The 16,769-nt window shown below is 57.0% G+C and carries 17 protein-coding genes; 7 read left to right on the top strand and 10 right to left on the bottom strand.

What is annotated here, in order from left to right; translation table 11 throughout:
• Positions 1-37: 37 nt before the first annotated feature.
• Genes V6575_RS04215 through V6575_RS04190 form a run of 6 tightly spaced genes read left to right on the top strand, consistent with a single transcriptional unit; the run spans position 38 to position 5,404 of the window.
• Complete coding sequence (locus V6575_RS04215) at positions 38-430, top strand: 5-carboxymethyl-2-hydroxymuconate isomerase (RefSeq protein ID WP_340272847.1); 393 nt, start codon at positions 38-40, stop codon at positions 428-430.
• Positions 427-1,932 carry a 5-carboxymethyl-2-hydroxymuconate semialdehyde dehydrogenase gene (gene hpaE, locus V6575_RS04210; protein WP_340272846.1) on the top strand — a complete coding sequence of 502 codons (1,506 nt, stop codon included), beginning with the start codon at positions 427-429 and terminating at the stop codon, positions 1,930-1,932. Before V6575_RS04215 ends, hpaE begins: the two co-directional genes overlap by 4 nt.
• Positions 1,933-1,944: 12 nt before the next feature.
• On the top strand, positions 1,945-2,925 hold the full coding sequence (gene hpaD / locus V6575_RS04205; RefSeq protein WP_340272845.1) for a 3,4-dihydroxyphenylacetate 2,3-dioxygenase: 981 nt from the start codon (positions 1,945-1,947) through the stop codon (positions 2,923-2,925).
• 35 nt (positions 2,926-2,960) lie between these two features.
• Positions 2,961-3,833, top strand: a complete 873-nt coding sequence (locus V6575_RS04200; RefSeq protein WP_340272843.1) for a fumarylacetoacetate hydrolase family protein — start codon at positions 2,961-2,963, stop codon at positions 3,831-3,833.
• On the top strand, positions 3,830-4,633 hold the full coding sequence (hpaH, locus tag V6575_RS04195; protein ID WP_340272842.1) for a 2-oxo-hept-4-ene-1,7-dioate hydratase: 804 nt from the start codon (positions 3,830-3,832) through the stop codon (positions 4,631-4,633). Before V6575_RS04200 ends, hpaH begins: the two co-directional genes overlap by 4 nt.
• Positions 4,634-4,642: 9 nt before the next feature.
• Complete coding sequence (locus V6575_RS04190) at positions 4,643-5,404, top strand: aldolase/citrate lyase family protein (RefSeq protein WP_340272841.1); 762 nt, start codon at positions 4,643-4,645, stop codon at positions 5,402-5,404.
• Positions 5,405-5,476: 72 nt separating this feature from the next.
• On the opposite strand, the gene V6575_RS04185 is transcribed toward V6575_RS04190, so the two are convergent.
• The 10 genes from V6575_RS04185 to V6575_RS04140 form a co-directional block, all read right to left on the bottom strand.
• Positions 5,477-6,121: a DsbA family protein gene (locus V6575_RS04185; RefSeq protein WP_340272839.1), complete on the bottom strand. Its 645-nt coding sequence runs from the start codon at positions 6,119-6,121 to the stop codon at positions 5,477-5,479.
• Positions 6,122-6,186: 65 nt separating this feature from the next.
• Positions 6,187-6,534: a hypothetical protein gene (locus V6575_RS04180; RefSeq protein ID WP_340272837.1), complete on the bottom strand. Its 348-nt coding sequence runs from the start codon at positions 6,532-6,534 to the stop codon at positions 6,187-6,189.
• Positions 6,535-6,792: 258 nt separating this feature from the next.
• Complete coding sequence (locus V6575_RS04175) at positions 6,793-8,406, bottom strand: flotillin family protein (protein ID WP_340272836.1); 1,614 nt, start codon at positions 8,404-8,406, stop codon at positions 6,793-6,795.
• A 12-nt stretch (positions 8,407-8,418) separates the two neighbouring features.
• On the bottom strand, positions 8,419-9,228 hold the full coding sequence (locus V6575_RS04170; protein WP_340272835.1) for a coniferyl-alcohol dehydrogenase: 810 nt from the start codon (positions 9,226-9,228) through the stop codon (positions 8,419-8,421).
• Positions 9,229-9,258: 30 nt separating this feature from the next.
• Positions 9,259-10,719, bottom strand: coding sequence for an aldehyde dehydrogenase family protein (locus V6575_RS04165; protein WP_340272834.1), 1,461 nt, complete (start codon positions 10,717-10,719; stop codon positions 9,259-9,261).
• Positions 10,720-11,925: an ABC transporter ATP-binding protein gene (locus tag V6575_RS04160; protein WP_340272833.1), complete on the bottom strand. Its 1,206-nt coding sequence runs from the start codon at positions 11,923-11,925 to the stop codon at positions 10,720-10,722.
• Positions 11,922-12,656 (bottom strand): ABC transporter ATP-binding protein, encoded by a 735-nt coding sequence (locus V6575_RS04155; protein WP_340272832.1) that lies wholly within the window; start codon positions 12,654-12,656, stop codon positions 11,922-11,924. Before V6575_RS04155 ends, V6575_RS04160 begins: the two co-directional genes overlap by 4 nt.
• Complete coding sequence (locus V6575_RS04150; RefSeq protein ID WP_340272831.1) at positions 12,653-13,579, bottom strand: branched-chain amino acid ABC transporter permease; 927 nt, start codon at positions 13,577-13,579, stop codon at positions 12,653-12,655. Before V6575_RS04150 ends, V6575_RS04155 begins: the two co-directional genes overlap by 4 nt.
• The gene (locus V6575_RS04145; RefSeq protein WP_340272830.1) at positions 13,576-14,439 is read right to left on the bottom strand and encodes a branched-chain amino acid ABC transporter permease; all 864 of its coding nucleotides are present in this window, start codon (positions 14,437-14,439) and stop codon (positions 13,576-13,578) included. Before V6575_RS04145 ends, V6575_RS04150 begins: the two co-directional genes overlap by 4 nt.
• 90 nt (positions 14,440-14,529) lie before the next feature.
• Entirely contained in the window at positions 14,530-15,741 is a 1,212-nt protein-coding gene (locus V6575_RS04140) for an amino acid ABC transporter substrate-binding protein (RefSeq protein ID WP_340272829.1), read from the bottom strand.
• Positions 15,742-15,971: 230 nt separating this feature from the next.
• On the opposite strand from V6575_RS04140, the gene V6575_RS04135 reads away from it, so the two are divergent.
• Positions 15,972-16,739: a GntR family transcriptional regulator gene (locus V6575_RS04135; RefSeq protein ID WP_340272827.1), complete on the top strand. Its 768-nt coding sequence runs from the start codon at positions 15,972-15,974 to the stop codon at positions 16,737-16,739.
• Positions 16,740-16,769 lie beyond the last annotated feature (30 nt).

Below are 16,769 nucleotides of genomic sequence, written 5' to 3'. Positions count from 1 at the left end.
TTTGATTAACATGTGAAGTAACAAGTGGGAGGCTTGGATGGCACATTTTCAAATTGATTATTCGGCCAATCTTGGAGAGCGGTTGGACATCTCCGGCCTCTGTCATGCGGTGGCAAAGGCTGCGCGAGATACGGGCGTCTTTCCAGTGGCAGGCATTCGCGTCCGGGCAACAGCCTGCGATCATGTCGTGATGGCTGATGGCAATCCGGATCACGCTTTTCTTGATCTATCGGTCCGGTTGCGGGTCGGGCGTCCCGAGGCTGCCAAAAAGGCTGCCACGGAGGCGATTTTCGCCGCGCTGGAGAGCTATTGCGCGGACGTGATGCAAAGCTCTTCTTTCATGCTGTCGATGGAAATGCGTGACATCGATCCTGAGTTGAGCCCCAAGGCCAGCTCCATCAGAAACTATCTTCCCGAGGACCTGAGATGACCGATCTGGCGACACATCTATCCAAACTCGATGGCCATCTGGCGCGCTTTCGCGGCACTGGCATCTTGAACCTGATCAATGGCAAGGATGTTGCCGGGTCACAGACTTTTGAAACCAGATCCCCGGTGGATGAAAGCCTGATTTGCACCGTTGCCAAGGGGGAGGCTTCCGACATTGATGCGGCTGCCAAAGCAGCAAAGGCAGCCTTTCCGGCCTGGGCTGCCATGAGCGGCGCTGCCCGTAAGAAAATTCTGCACCGGATCGCTGATTTGATCGTGGAGCGGGCTGAGGAAATCGCTCTGTGTGAATGCTGGGATACCGGTCAGGCCTATCGGTTCATGTCCAAGGCTGCGCTGCGCGGTGCTGAGAACTTCCGCTATTTTGCGGATTTGGCTCCAAGCGCCCGCGATGGTCAATCTTTGCCGACGCCAACGCATATGAACGTCAGCAGCCGCAGCCCAATTGGCCCGGTTGGTGTGATCACACCGTGGAACACGCCTTTCATGCTGTCGACGTGGAAGATTGCACCTGCGCTGGCAGCTGGTTGCACGGTGGTGCATAAGCCTGCCGAGTTCAGCCCGCTGACCGCCCGCATTCTTGCTGAAATTGCTCATGAGGCAGGTCTCCCAGAAGGCGTCTGGAACCTGGTCAATGGCTTTGGCGAGGGCGCAGGCAAGGCCTTGACCGAGCATTCAGACATCAAGGCGATTGCCTTTGTTGGAGAAAGCCGGACTGGCAGCATGATCATGAAGCAGGGCGCGGACACCTTGAAGCGCGTGCATTTTGAGCTGGGCGGCAAGAACCCGGTGATTGTGTTTGACGATGCAGATCTGGACCGGGCGTTGGATGCAGCCATCTTCATGATTTATTCGCTGAACGGCGAGCGCTGCACATCGTCCAGCCGACTTTTGATCCAGGAAAGCGTTGCCGATGAATTCGAGGCCAAGCTGGTGGAGCGGGTCAACAACCTGAAGGTTGGTCATCCGCTGGACCCGGCCACCGAAGTCGGTCCACTGATCCACAAGACGCACTTCGACAAGGTGACCAGTTATTTCGACATCGCGAAAAGCGATGGAGCCAAGATTGCTGCTGGTGGAGCTGCGTTGGGCGGCGATGGCTGGTATGTCAAACCGACGCTGTTCACGGGCGCGAGTAACGATATGACCATCGCGCAGGAAGAGATCTTTGGTCCAGTCCTGACTTCCATTCGGTTCAAGGATGAAGCAGAAGCGCTGACTGTCGCAAATGACGTCCAATATGGCCTGACGGGTTACATCTGGACCAACGATGTGACGCGGGCCTTGCGGTTCTCTGAAGCGCTGGAAGCTGGAATGATCTGGGTAAACTCGGAAAATGTTCGCCATTTGCCAACGCCATTTGGCGGTGTGAAAGCCAGCGGCATCGGCCGGGACGGCGGCCAGTGGTCATTTGAATTCTACATGGAACAGAAAAATGTGGCCTTCGCTTTGGGCCAGCACAAGATCGCCCGTTTGGGCGCCTGAGGAGGAGAGACTATGGCCATTCCCGCACCGAACCTGACCCCGCCGTTCAACATCGTTCGTCTCAGTCACACCGAGCTGCGCGTGACGGATCTGGCCTGGTCGCGTGGTTATTACGTCGATACGCTCGGTCTTCAGGTGACCTATGAGGACAGCGAGACCATCTATATGCGGGCCATGGAAGAGCGCGGTCATCATTGTGTCATCTTGAAAAAGGCGGATGTAGGCTCTGTCGGTGTCCTGGGGTTCAAGGTCTGGAGTGATGAGGATCTGGACAAGGCCGAGGCGTGGTTCAAGTCCCGCGACCTTCCGACCTGCTGGATTGAACGTCCGTTCATGGGCCGTGTGCTGAGCACCCGCGATCCATTTGGCGTGCCGCTGGAGTTTTACAACCAGATGGAGCGCCTTGAGCCAATCCATCAGAAGTACAATCTCTACCGCGGTGTGAAGCCGTTGCGGATTGACCACTTCAATCTGTTCTCGTCAAATGTTGACGACAGTGTGAAATTCTACGGCGACCTTGGCTTTCGCGTCACAGAATACACCGAGGATGCCATCACTGGCCGTACTTGGGCTGCGTGGATGCATCGCAAGGGCGGCGTACATGACATTGCTTTTACAAATGGCACTGGTCCGCGCCTGCATCACATGGCCTTTTGGGTGCCGACGCCGCTCAACATCATTGATCTGCTTGATCTGATGTCGACCACAGGCTATCTGGAAAATGTTGAGCGTGGCCCAGGGCGCCACGGCATATCCAATGCCTTCTTCCTTTATATTCGCGATAAGGACGGCCACCGGACCGAGATTTACTGCTCGGACTATCAGACGATTGATCCGGATCATGAGCCGATCAAATGGAACCTGACTGATCCGCAGCGCCAGACGCTGTGGGGCGCACCGGCTCCCAAAAGCTGGTTCGAACTTGGCTCCGTCTTTGAAGGGGCAGATCTGGTTGACAGCGAACTGAAATCCCAACCGATCATTGCGCCGTAAGATTGATCTCAAGCTGGCGCTGTAAGGAAAATAATATGACCAAGCCCATTCCCGCCCGCGTTGCGGCGTTTCATGTCAACGGCAAAGACCGGTTCGGCGTGGTCAGCGACGCTGGCGTCGTGGACCTGACGGACAAGGTTGCCTTCGGCAGCTTGAAACAGGTGATCGAGGCTGGAGCGCTGGCCGATCTGCTTACGGCAGTGGAAGGACAGCCTGCTGACTTTACCGAAGCCGAGATCACATATTTGATCCCGATCGCCGATCCTGAAAAGCTGATCTGCATCGGCGTCAATTTTCCGGATCGCAACGCAGAATACAAAGACGGGCAGGCGGCGCCTGGTCGTCCTTCCATGTTCATCCGCTTTCCGCGATCGTTCGTGGGCCACGGCGTCAACCTGGTTCGTCCGCCTGAAAGCGAGCAACTGGACTATGAGGGCGAGGTCACGATTGTCATCGGAAAGGGGGGGCGCCGTATTGCGCGTGAAGACGCTTACGATCACATCGCGGCGCTGACACTCTGTAATGAGGGCACAATTCGCGATTGGGTGCGCCACGCCAAATTCAATGTCACCCAGGGCAAGAATTGGGACAATTCAGGGGCTATTGGTCCATGGCTTGTGCCCTTCACCGATGCCGCCCAGCTGGATGACATTGCGCTGGAGACACGGGTCAATGGCGAGGTCCGGCAAAAAGACCGCACCGGCCGCATGATGTATGATTTCCGCTACATCGTGAATTACGTCTCAACCTTCACCACTTTGGTTCCGGGTGATGTCATCGTCTGCGGCACGCCGACTGGCGCGGGTGCCCGTTTCGATCCGCCGATCTGGCTGAAACCCGGTGATGTGATTGAGGTCGAGGCCGAAGGCATCGGCATTTTGAGAAACGGCGTTGAGGATGAAGCATGACCTTGACCTTTGAACAGGTTGAACAATGCGCAGTTGACTTGCTTGAGGCTGAAGTCTCGCGTCAGCAGATTGGCCTCATGAGCCTGCGCCATCCCGCAATGACCTTGGACGACGCTTATGCGATCCAGGCGCGTCAGATGGCGAAGAAGCTGTCTGGCGGACGGCATATTCTAGGCTGGAAGATTGGTCTGACCTCCAAGGTCATGCAGGATGCTCTGGGAATTGATACGCCAGACAGCGGTGTTCTTTATGATGATATGGACTTTGCAGATGGCTGCACCATTGCCGCAACCCGTTTCATTCAGCCGCGGATCGAAGCAGAAATCGCGTTCATCATGAAAGCCCCGCTGGAGGGGAAGGTCACTCGCGAGGAGGTTCTGGCGGCGACTGAGTTTGTCGCACCGGCCATCGAGATCCTGGACACCCGTGTTCTTCGGGCCGATCCTATGACGGGGCAAGTGCGCAGGATTGTTGACACCGTGTCGGACAATGCGGCCAATGGCGGCATTGTTCTTGGCGCGCAACGACACGCACCAGAAGACTTCGACTTGCGCTGGGTCGGCGCGATCGTTCAGAAAAATGAGGAGGTGGTTGCCACAGGCCTTGGAGCAGCTGTCCTCAATGATCCTGTCATGGGAATTGTCTGGTTGTCCGAACGCATGGGACAGTATGATCAGCGGATCGAGGCGGGGCAGGTGGTTCTTTCCGGGTCATTTGTGGCCCCTGTTGAATGTCCATCCGGTACGCGCATTCAAGCTGACTATGGAGCCTTTGGCTCAGTCTCTGTCAATTTCGCCTGAGGATCAAAAATGTCAGCACCTGTGAACACGTTCAAAGCGCGCCTGAAGTCCGGCGGCACCCAGGTAGGCCTGTGGATGGGGCTGGGAGAGGCCACCACGGCGGAGCTCTGCGCCGGAACTGGCTTTGATTGGCTGGTGATTGATGGTGAGCATGGCCCTAACCGGCTCCGGGATATTCTGGGGCAATTGCGCTCTGTTGGCGATGCCAGTCATCCGGTGGTCCGGGTTCGCGATGACAATCGTGCTGAGATCAAGCAAATGCTCGACATTGGCGCACAGACCATACTTGTTCCCATGATCGAAACCGCCGAGCAGGCCCGCGAAGTCGTGCGCTCGATGCTTTACCCGCCGCAGGGTGTGCGCGGTGTTGGAGCAGCTTTGGCGCGGGCGTCCGGGTTCAATGCCGTGCCTGACTACCTGCAGAGCGCCAATGATCAGGTGTGCCTTCTGCTTCAGGTCGAAAGTGCAGCGGGAATTGCTGCGCTGGATGATATCCTCGCGCTGGACGGCGTCGACGGAATTTTTATCGGACCAGCCGACCTTGCCGCTGACCTTGGGCATCTGGGCAATCTAGGTGCGCCGGAAGTGCAGGCGATCATCATAGATGCACTGAAGCGTATCCGCACTGCCGGAAAAGCCGCAGGTATTTTGACATCAGATCAGGCCTTGGCAAAAACCTATGCCGATCTTGGAGTTGAATTCCTGGCTGTCGGATCTGACGTTGGGGTGTTCCGATCCGGTCTTTTGGCCCTGCGCAAGAGTTTTAAATAGCGGCCGAACAGGTTTCAAAACTGCGTTTCTCCCGACGGGCTGATATCGAAACAACCCGTCGGGAAAATGCAATCAGGCTGCCTTTAAAGCCGTCAGCATGGCCTTTACACCGGAGAACAGCCCATCTGTTTGGACCGGACGTTGGTTTTTACCCTCGCCAACGAGAATGCCAGGGACACCGCCGATGCCAAACCGGCGCATTGCTGCCTGTCCATCCGCGATGCGTTTCTGGTAGGTGGAAGTCAAAGCCGTATCGCCGCTCAGCAAGTGGTCATGAGCTGCTTTGAGACCAAGACTGCTGAGAATATCCGCCAGAACGGTTTTGTCGGTAATGTCTCGCCCCTCCACATAACGGGCACGCTGGATCGCGGCCAAAGCGGCCAATTCCTGCTCTGGGGTGCTCATGGCGACAGCGGTCATGGCCAAGCCAGCAGGGCCTGAATCCAGCATCCGGCTGTGATTGCCCAGCACCTTGGTGCGGTAGTCTTCACTGAAGGTCTGCCCGCTCATCTGGGCTATGCGCTGGTCGTGAGGCCAGGCAAAACTGGCAAAGCCTGCATCTTGGGCACGTGCACCCGCGCCAGCAAAAAGGCCCGTGGGCTGAACTTTCAGCGTAATGCCGTCGTGCGCTGCCAGTTGTTCAACCACAGGCGCTGCGCCGTAGCACCAGCCGCACATTGGATCAGTCAGATATGTCAGATGAGTTGCATGTGCCATCAAGGTCTCCTTTGGAGACTATATGGCATGGGATTTTCGACAGTTAAACCTGCCAAGGCCGTTGTTTATACAAATACCCGTGCCAGAGACGCTACAGCCATGGCTGTGGCCGCACGTTCGGGGCCTTTCAGCTGTGCGTGAGCGTTGTTGGCAGAAAAACCTGCTGGCAAGGCAAACGAGATGCTGTTGAGATCGGTTGCTTGCAGATGATCGAGATCAGCTGTTTTGGCTGCATCTTCTGCGGCAAAACGGATGGAGTCGAATAACATCACGAGCGCTTTCCAGACCTCAATGGGAGGGCTGTCATCGGTTGTGCACCAGCGAACAACATCTGGCGTTTCAACATTCAAATAGCTTGCAGCCTCTTCGTTCGAGAGTCCGAAAAGGGTCAAAATATTCTGAAAATTGGTCATTCTCGTCACCTGTTGGCACCACTGACCGATGAGTGTCGGAGAGTGTGAAGGTTATATTGCACTGCAATATGGCGAAAAGTCGAGCAGTTAGCGGTAGATGGTTTTAATTATTTCCCGGCAAAGTAGTGGACTGTTCGAGGTCCCATAAAAAAAGCACGGCACAAAGTTGCGCCGTGCTTCAGGTGTCCATCGCAGAAACTGAACGGACGCGATGGATAGGGAGCGATGACCTGCTCCCGACTGCTCACATCAAAGCGGTCAGGCTTTGTCCTTGCCTGTAACCCCTTTTAAACTGTCGTCGATAGAAAGCCCCAGTTCCTCGCCGATCTTCTTCAAGGCAGGCAATTGCACTGCCATGTCGAGAATGGAGTCCAGTGCCTGGTTGATCGGTGTTTTGGTAGCGCCGCTGTCTGCGCTTCCAGAGGCCCCGCCACCGCCCGTCAGGCCGGTGACGTGATTGATCCGGATCGAGTCAATTTTTTCGGCAGGCTTGACCATTTGCTCGACGATTTTCGGGAAGGCTTCCAGCTTTGCAAGGTCGATTTTCAGCGCGATGATGTCCTGACTGAAGACATTCTCGGCTTCATTGAGGGCTTTCTGGCCTTCTGCTCTGGTGCCCATTTCAGCTTTCAGGCTGGCAATGCGCAGCTTGGCAGCTTCTGCTTCGGCTTTGGCATCTTCCAGGGTGGTCTTGGCCCGGGCAACAGAGGCCTCCGCTTCCGCCTTGGCCTGTGAGACAAGCTTATGTGCCGAGATCTCACTGTCCTGTTGGGCGTTTAGAACGGCAACATCCTTGCGACGCTGGGCCTCGGACAGGGCTCTGGCGGTGCCAATAGCCTCTGCAGCATTCACGGCCTCGGCCTTGGCAAGATCCGCCGCCGTCACGGCCTTGCTTTCTTCCTGGGTTTTCTTTGCGATGGCGATGGCGCGGTCCTGCTCGGCGATCTCCAGGGTCTGCGCCTGTCTGATTTCAGCTGTGCGAATGACCTCCTCACGGCTGATATCCGTCGCCCGGATCTCCTGTTCCATCTTGATGCGGGCCGCATTCACGGCCAACTCGCTGTCAGCCTTGCGTTCGGCGATCTCCGAGAGTTGGGCAGCTCTGAGACGCTCCAGTTCCTGAACCTGTGCGATGTGGGCCTGTTGCTCTTCCAGGTCGATCTCAAGCCGCCTTTTTGAGGCTTCCATGGCTGAGCGGTGAACCGCAACGTCCGACTCAGAATCGATTTCGGCTCGCTCTTTTTTGGATTTGGCGATGACCTCGGCCAATTTGCGCATACCGACTGCATTGAAAGCGTTGTTCTCATCCAGAGCGGAAAACGGCGTCTGGTCCATGGCCGTCAGCGACACGCTTTCCAGCGCCAGACCGTTGCGCGCAAGCGGGGCTTCCAGCATGACGGACACCTCACTGACGAATTCGGCACGCTTTTCGTGCAGCTCGTCCATGGTCATGCGCGCGGCAATGGCCCGCAAGGTGTCAATCAGCTTGCCCTCAATCAGGTCGCGCAGCTTGTCGGCCCCGAAGGTCCGGTTGCCGAGGGTCTGTGAAGCCCGTGCGATGGCATCTTCAGTTGGCTCGACGGAGACGTAGAATTCTACGCCAACATCAACCCGCAAACGGTCATTGGTGATCAGGGCCGCTTCGCCGTGGCGATGCACCTCCAGCCGCAGGGTCTGCATGTTGACCCGCGCAACATCATGCAGATAGGGCAGCACGAGTGTGCCCCCGTCCATAATCACCTTGCGCCCGCCGATGCCGGTTCGGATCAGGCTGATTTCACGGGTCGCGCGCTGGTAGAAGACCGCGAACACGACAACGATGGCAGCGATGATGATCGCGGCCAGAATGATAAGGGTGATAAATGTCGTCATGGCGCTCCTCCCTCAGAGCTGATGCATGTTGGCGAGGATGTGAGACGACATGCCGCCGTCGACGGGAATGTTCGTGCCCCGGATCCAATGAGTCATGTCGGAAAGAAGAAAGGCAACGACAGGCGCGATGTCTTCGGCGTGCCCGGGCCTGTCCATGGTCTTCATGTCTTCTTCAGCGCGGGCACCGAGAGTTTCGATAAAGTCCTTCAGGATGGGCGTGTCCACCGGGCCTGGCGAGACCGCGTTCATCCGGATGTTCCGGTCCCGCCATGTCCAGCGGTTCTGAAGAGTCCAGACAATCAGCGCTTCCTTGGAAAAGAAGTAGCTGCGCCCACCTTTGCTGCTGACATCGTGTTTGCCGACGAAATCCGCGATATCTTCGAAACTCAGGTTCTCGGCAGCCTTGGTGGTTGAGACGGTCTCTGGCCAGCCGAAACCTGCAAGAGACGCAAGATTGACGATGGAGGCGCCATCATTGAGCTTGCCGATCATCGCGTGGGTGAAGAACTTCAGGCCCACCAGATTAACCGCCAGAACCTTCTCCGCCGGGGCCGTCGGCGGCAGCCCGGCAATGTTGGCGATGCCATCTATGCCGGACGGCAGGGCGTTGACCAGCGCCTTGATCGACATCCGGTCGCCGAGGTCGGCGATATAGAGTTCATCGACATGATCTTCGGTCTTGTGAACGTCGATGCCAAGCACATCGCCGCCCAGTTTCTTGACCAGCCTTGCTGTCTCCCAGCCTATTCCGGAGGCACAGCCGGTCACGACAATTGTCTTGTCTTGAAGCAGCTTGCCGCCAGCCCATTTTGTCATAGCCATCGTTCCCTCCCAGAACCGGCAGTCAGTCTATTAGAACATCGGCGGGAAGTGACGTCCGCCTCGCTCCAGGGTGATCCAGCGTGTTTCCGTGAATGTGTCCATGGACCAGCGCCCGCCATGGCGACCAACACCCGATGCCTTCGCCCCGCCAAAGGGCACATGCGGCTCGTCATTGACCGACGAGCAGTTCACATGGCTGATGCCTGTTTCCAGCTTCGAGGCAATCTCCAGGCCGCGTCGTTCGTTCTCGGTCATCACGCCGGAGGACAGGCCGTATTCAGTGTCATTGGCAATCGCGATGGCTTCAGCGTCCGTGCGGAACGGGATCACCGGAACCACAGGGCCGAAGGTCTCGTTCTGATAGATCAGCATATCCGGGGTGACGCCCGTCAGGATCGTCGGCTCGACGAAGCGGCCCTTGATGCCACCGCCCAGTTCCACCTTCGCGCCCTTGGCGATAGCGTCTTCCAGTTGTTCCCTGACCTGGTTTGCCTGTTTGTCGTTGATCAAGGGACCGATGATGTTGGATTTGTCCGTTGTCGGATCTCCAACTTTCAGCTTGGACGCGCGGGCAACGAACATCGGCAGGAATGCGTCAAAGACGTCTTCGTGAACCAGAACCTTCTCGACGCTCATGCAGATCTGTCCCTGATGCATGAAAGCGCCGAAATTTGCGGTCTGGGCAGAGCGTTCCATATCCGCATCGTCGCAGATGATCAGGGAATCCTTACCGCCGAGCTCCACGCAGCACTTTTTCAGATGCGCGCCAGCCTTGGCCGCGACCATGCGTCCAACTGCAGTTGATCCTGTGAAAGAGATGCCCTTGATCTTAGGGTTCTCAATCAGTTCGTCGCCGATCTCGGCAATGTTGTCCCGCGAGCAGGTGATGACGTTGAAAGCGCCAGCGGGCAGGCCAATGGCCTCAAACACTTCGGCAAAGAAGATGCCGCCGGAATAGGGGGTTTCTTCTGAAGGTTTCAGAACGACCGTGTTGCCAGCCACCAGCGGGAAGGCAAAGCCACGTGAGGACAGGATGGCCGGGAAATTCCAGGGCGAAATGATGCTGACAACGCCCATTGGGCGGCGCACAGCCATGGAGACCTTGCCGTATTCGGACGGCATGACGTCGCCGATTGGCGCATAGGCGAGAGCGGCCGCAGCGCGGAAGACACCGGCCACATAAGTCGCCTCGAACATGCCCTTACCGAACCAGCCGCCGCCTTCGGCCTGAATGGCGGCCACGAGGTCGTCCTTACGGCGGTCTATTTCGTCTGCTGCCTTGAGCATGAACGCTGCACGTTCGGTAAACGGCAAGTCAGCCCAAGCCGGGAAAGCATCCTGTGCGGTCTGGATCGTCATGCGCACGTCGTTGATGTCTGCATCGGCAACATCGGCGAACAACTGATCGTTGGCAGGGTTCAAGTCCTTGAAGGTCTTGGCGGTCCGTTTCCAGCTGCCGCCAGCATAAAAGCCTTCAAATACGCGAGCCATCTATTTCTCCACTTTCACTAGATTTCCGAATTCATCTCGCCGGTAAATTTCCAGCGGGTTTTTCCGGTAGATTTCGATTTCCGGCAGCGTTTCGCTGACGTGATTGGGGTGGGCCTGAGGTCTGTTGCCCGTATGTTTGGGGTAACCGCTTGATATTCCTGAGCTACCACTCCTGGCGGATTTAGCAGCACTCTCCATTGTGTCCAGCAAATGCTTGATCTCGGGATCATCTGATACACGGTAATGTGCGGGATCGGGTCTCGGCGAGATGCTGGGCGCTGGATGAATTGGCTTGGTTTGCTTGACCTGCTGGACTTGCGCAGCCGGACGGGGCGTCGAGGATGCCCTTGCAACGAGAGCCGAGATTGCTTCGCCCGCAAGCCGGTCTGTTGATGCTTTGGCGCCTGAAGAACCGCGCGGTTGAACAAAGCTCTTTGTCGTGGCCGCTGGAGCTGTATCTGATCCAGTCCGGGACGCAGGTTTCCGGCTGCCGCCAGCCCCTCCAAGATAGGCCGCTTGCACGGCTGGATTGGTCAAAAGGGCCTTGGCATCGTCCTGACCTGTGATTTCACCGTTTTCCAGCAGATAGCCTCTGTCTGCAATGGCGAGACTTTGTTTGGCGTTCTGCTCGACCAGCAACACGCCAAGTCCGGTTTTGGAGATCTTCGCAAGGTTCTGGAACAGCTCCTTGCACAGCAGCGGCGACAGGCCGAGGGATGGTTCGTCCAGCATCAGGATCTTCGGATCGGCCATCATCGCACGGCCTATGGCGACCATTTGCTGCTCGCCGCCCGACATGGTCCGGGCCATTTGGCTCCGCCGCTCGCGCAGCTTGGGGAAGAGCTCATAAACACGGGCCAGGTTCTCGGCCTGTCGCGCCCTGGCATGTTTGGAATAAGCACCGAGCGCCAGGTTTTCAGCGACGGTCATTTCGCCAAAGATGCCACGGCCTTCGGGAACAAAGGCAATGCCTTGCTCCACGATCAGGTCCGGGGCAACGCCGGTGATGGGCGTGCTATCCAGATAGACATCGCCCTGGACTTGCCCCTCGCACATTCCGGCAACGGCGCGCAAAAGGGTGCTCTTTCCAGCGCCATTCGCGCCCAAAATAACCACGATTTCGCCCTTGGCTACGGTGATGCTGACCCCGGCAAGGGCGCGGTGCATTCCATAGGCGGCGGCAAGATTGCGAATATCCAGCATCATTCATCACCCAGATAAGCACGTATGACTTCCGGATCGGACAGCACATCGCTTGGCGTGCCTTCGGCGATCTTTGCACCGGAGTTCATCACGATGCAGCGGTCGCACAGGGACCGGATCGCATCCATGACATGTTCCACGAGAATGATTGTTCGTCCTTCCTGGCGCAATTGTGAAATCAGATCGATCCCGTCCTGCAGTTCGGTCGGATTGAGACCTGCCAGCCATTCATCCAGCAGCAAAACCTTCGGTTCGCTTGCCAGGGCGCGGGCCAATTCCAGACGCTTCTGATCGATGTAGGTCAAGGAGCCAACCGGCAGGTGGATCTGGTCGCCCAGGCCGATGCGTTCCAAAAGGTCACGCGCAAACTGTTCGGCCTCAAGACCCCAGCGCTTGCGATGACCAAAGGCTGCTCCTGCCACGACATTGTCGATCAGGCTGAGACCTGGCAGAATGCGAACCAGCTGAAAGGTGCGGGCAACGCCTTCCCGGGCGATCTTGTGCGCGGGCAGACCGCTGAGCCGTCGGCCATTCATCGTGATGGAACCGCTGCTCGGCGGAAATGCGCCGGAGATCAGGTTCATTGTTGTGGTCTTGCCTGAGCCATTGGGTCCGATCAAGCCGAGCACTTCGTTTTCGTGAACGTCGAAGGTCATGGTGTCGACCGCGACCAGACCGCCGAAGCGTTTGGTCAGGCCCTGAACCTTGAGAAGGGGGCGTCCCGGCTTGGTCATGCGTCCCTCCGCTTCCAGAATTTTTCAATCAGGCCAACGACGCCGTTCGGGATGAAATAGACAATCAACAGGAAGGACAGACCCAGAAACAATGTGGTTGAGTAGGGGAAGGAGACGGTGATCGTCTCCCACAGCAAAATGAACGGGATGACACCAATGATCGGCCCCCAGAGTCTCTGTGTTCCGCCGAGCAGCGCCATGATCACCACCATGAAGCTGAGCTCCGGTGAGAACACCAGGTTCGGCTCAATGTAGGAATAGCGCGGCGCGATGATGACGCCGACCAACGCTGTGAAATAGCCGGTGATCATGAACAGCATGACCTTGGCCGCAGCGGTGTTGATGCCCAGGTGTTTGGCAACACCTTCGTCATTGCCGATGATTTTCAGGGCGAAGCCAAGTTTGGAGCGCTCGATCAGCCAGCCGATCAGATAGACAATGGCGGCAACGCCCAGCAGCATCCAGTAGATGTGAGCCTCGGTAAAGTCGGTCAGCACATAAAGCCCGCGCGAACCGAGGAAGTTGTTCTGCACCCAGGACACCAGACCCCGGATCATTTCCGCCAGACCAAGGGTGAAAATCACGAAATAGATGCCTGACAGGCGCAAGGTTGCAGCACCGACCAAGGCGGCCAGAGCCACGGCTACCAGCGGCGCGACGGCGGCCATCGTCCAGAAAGAGATGTCATGGTCGCTCATGCCGGTGGCGACTAAATAGCCGCCGACACCGAAGAAGGCACCGGTTGCCAGCGAGATATAATGGGTCGGACCCGAGAACAGGGTCCAGGCGGTCGCCAGCGCAATATACATCATTGCAGTGACCGCGATGGTCAGCCAATAGCCGTCCGTCATGATCGGAACGAAGGCCGCAATCACGACAAGACCGGCGATCAGGCCGAGTTCTTTCCAGCCATTTTGGGTCATGAGGCACGCTTTCCAAACAGGCCCTGCGGGCGGAACAGAAGAATGCCGAGGAAGATCACATAGGCTGCCACCAGCGTCAGACCGGGATCGATCAGGGTCGCCACGGCGGTTTCCACAAGCCCAAGCAGGATGGCCGCGATGATCGATCCGCGAATGTCACCCACACCGCCCATGATCACGATGATCAACGCCTTCATGGTGAAGATGACGCCGATGGAGGCATCCAGTGTGATGAAGGTCGAGATCAATGTGCCGCCGACGACGGTGACCGCACCACCAAGGGCAAAGGCGATCGCCGATACTCTGGGAACATTGATGCCGACTAGTTTGGCAGCTTCCGTATTAACCGAGACGGCGCGCACGGCAGTGCCGGGGCGGGTGTAATTCAGCCACAAGACCAGACCGACACCGATCACGGCAGCCACCAGGAACGCGACCAGACGGTTGAGGGCAACGGTGGTGCCCAGAATATCAAACGGACTGGCGAGGAAGGAATAGGTGAAATACTCGCCGTGAATGGCAACCATGATGCCGACCAGAGCGAAGCTCATGCCGAAGGTCGCCAGGATGGAGTCCACTTCCAGCTGACCAGACGTCTTCGCACGTTTGACGAGCGGTCGCAGCAAGAGCTGGTAGATCAACCAGTTCCCGGCAAAGGCAACCGGAGCAATTACGATCATGGTCACAAGCGGGCTCAGCTCGGCCACACTGTACATCCAGAACGCGGCGAGCGCGCCGAGAACCAGCATCTCGCCATTTGCCAGATTCATAATGCGGGCGACGCCGTATTGCAGATTGAGCCCCATCGCGATGAGCGCGTAGGTGCCACCCAGCAACAGGCCGGAAATCAGAATATCCATCGGGGTCTGTCTATTTGAGCTTGGAGATGAGACCGGGAGTTGAGCTCCCGGTCTCGAAGGGTTCAGTCTCGAAGGGTCGGTCTGAGGTGTTTATTTCCAGCCGTCTTTCAGACGGACCGGAACAGCGCCTTCGACATTGACAGAAGCTACGCCGCGGAAAACGCCGTCTTGCCACTGACCAACAGTCCAGAACTTGTTGGAGTTCTGGTTATCGAAAGAGATGTCACCCATGATCGTGTCGAAAGTGTTGGCCTTGATGTAGGCCGTTACCTTTTCACGGTCGAGTTCACCGACACCTTCAATCGCCTGCTCCAAAATCTGCAGGCTGACATAGGTGTTGGCGGAGGCCCAATAGTCGGCGTCCTTGCCGGTGACTTCCTTGTGGGCGTCGCGATAGGCCTTCATCTTGGGCGTATCGGGATTAACGCCGCCAGCGCCAAGATTGTTGTTGATCTTGGAGCCGAACTTACCTGCATAGGCGGGGAAGCAGGTTGCGACCGCCGTGTAGAAAGCCTTTGGGCTGAAGTCCTCGATGATGGACTGTTCCGTCAGACCGAAGGTGTCAGGCGGATAGGACCAGGCAACAAATGCATCCGGATTCGAAGCTTTTGCGCCCTTGACGATCGGCGACAGGTCAGGCGTGCCGAGCGGGTAGGACTTATCATAGACCAGCTCGAAACCGGCTTCCTTGAAAATCGGGCGGGCAACCTCAGCAAGCTCGATGCCGAAGGCGTCAGCTACATTGACCATGGCGATCTTGTTGCCGATTTCACCCTTGTCACGCAGTCCTGTGAGGACATCACGCACGCCTTCAACGAAGGCTGTGGTCGACCCAAGTGTGAAAAACAGCGACGGGTAGCGCTCGGTCAGTTCGCCGATCTTGTCGGTGATGGCACTGACGGCGATCTGCGGGTAGCCGTATTTTGCATAGATCGGGGCGGCTGCGATGTTGAAGCCGGTGCCATAGGGCGCAACGATGAAGTCGACTTCATCCTGAGTGGCCAGGCGCTGAACCGCCTTGATGTGCTCGCCCGGGTTGGTCTTGTCATCATAGGCGATGAGTTCGATTTTCTTCTGACCGTCTTTCAGCTTCAGGCCGCCGCGCTCGTTCACCTGGGCAACCCACAGGTCAACTGTTGGCCATTGGGTGACCGTCGCGCCACCAGCCAGCGGGCCGGTTTTCGGAGCCACAGCGCCGATTTTAACAGTGTCGCTAGCAAGTGCGGAAAAGGTCAAAAGGCTGGCCGTACCAACGGTGGCCAGTGCCGTCGAAAGACGGGAAAGCATCTTACGTCTGTTCATGTCACTCCTCCCTGAGTGGTCTACCCCCATCTGGTTGATTCCCATGTGGGTTAGGGCTCCACTTCATCTCTCCCAAAACGAGAGTGGTACCTTCTTTAAATAATGCATTGTGTATCCAAAATAACAAGACGAAATGCATGGAGAAATTAAAATTGGCTAAAATAAAGGGCTTTCAATGAACTGCCTCTCTCGAATTGACATTTAATGGATCCAAAACTTATATTAATGGCATGAAAAGTTATGTAGGTGACCTGTCAGATGCCAATCCAGTGGATGATTGTCCGGCGAAAGTCAGTCCGGCAGACGCTGTGATGGCAGAAAAAAGCGGTAGCTCTGATGAGCGCGTTCTGATGATTCTTCGGCGGATGATCATGGATGGGGCGCTTTCGGCCTCGGACAAAATCACTGAAGTTGGTATTGCCAGCTTGCTGAATGTGTCTCGGACACCTGTCCGCCTGGCGCTGCGAACCCTTGAAGTTGAGGGATTGATCTGCAAGCGCGAAGGTCGCGGCTACGACGTGGTCAGTTTCGACTTTGATGATGTCTCCAAGGCTTATGAAGTGCGCGGCGTTCTGGAAGGACTTGCCGCTCGCTCCTTGGCGCAGCGCGGACTGTCGGACGACGTCGACGAGATCCTGCGTCAGGCTCTTGGCTTCACGCAGGACGCTTTGACACGCCTGGGCGACAAGTGTGAGAGCGGGGTCGAGCTCTATCTGAAGGGCAACAAGCTGTTTCATGAGACGATCATGCAGGAGTGCGGAAATTCCTTTGTGCCCTTCACCTACAATCGTCTGGAAAGCTTGCCGCTGTTGAAACTGGGCACCTTGGTGTTCAACCACAAATCACACGACACGGAAGTGCAGCGTTTGACCATCGGGCATGGCCAGCATCTGATTGTCTATGATGCGATCCGTAAAGGCGATACCGCCCGCGCAGAGGCGATGATGCGAGAGCACTCGCAGGCCACAGTCACCTATTCGATGTTGTTCTCCAGGTAACGGCTCACCGCGATCAGGGGTGAACAGTTA

The organism is Roseibium algae (assembly GCF_037783265.1).
GTDB classification, from domain to species: domain Bacteria; phylum Pseudomonadota; class Alphaproteobacteria; order Rhizobiales; family Stappiaceae; genus Roseibium; species Roseibium algae.
Note: the sequence above shows the minus strand (reverse complement) of the source record. Positions and strands in the feature narration are given on the sequence as shown.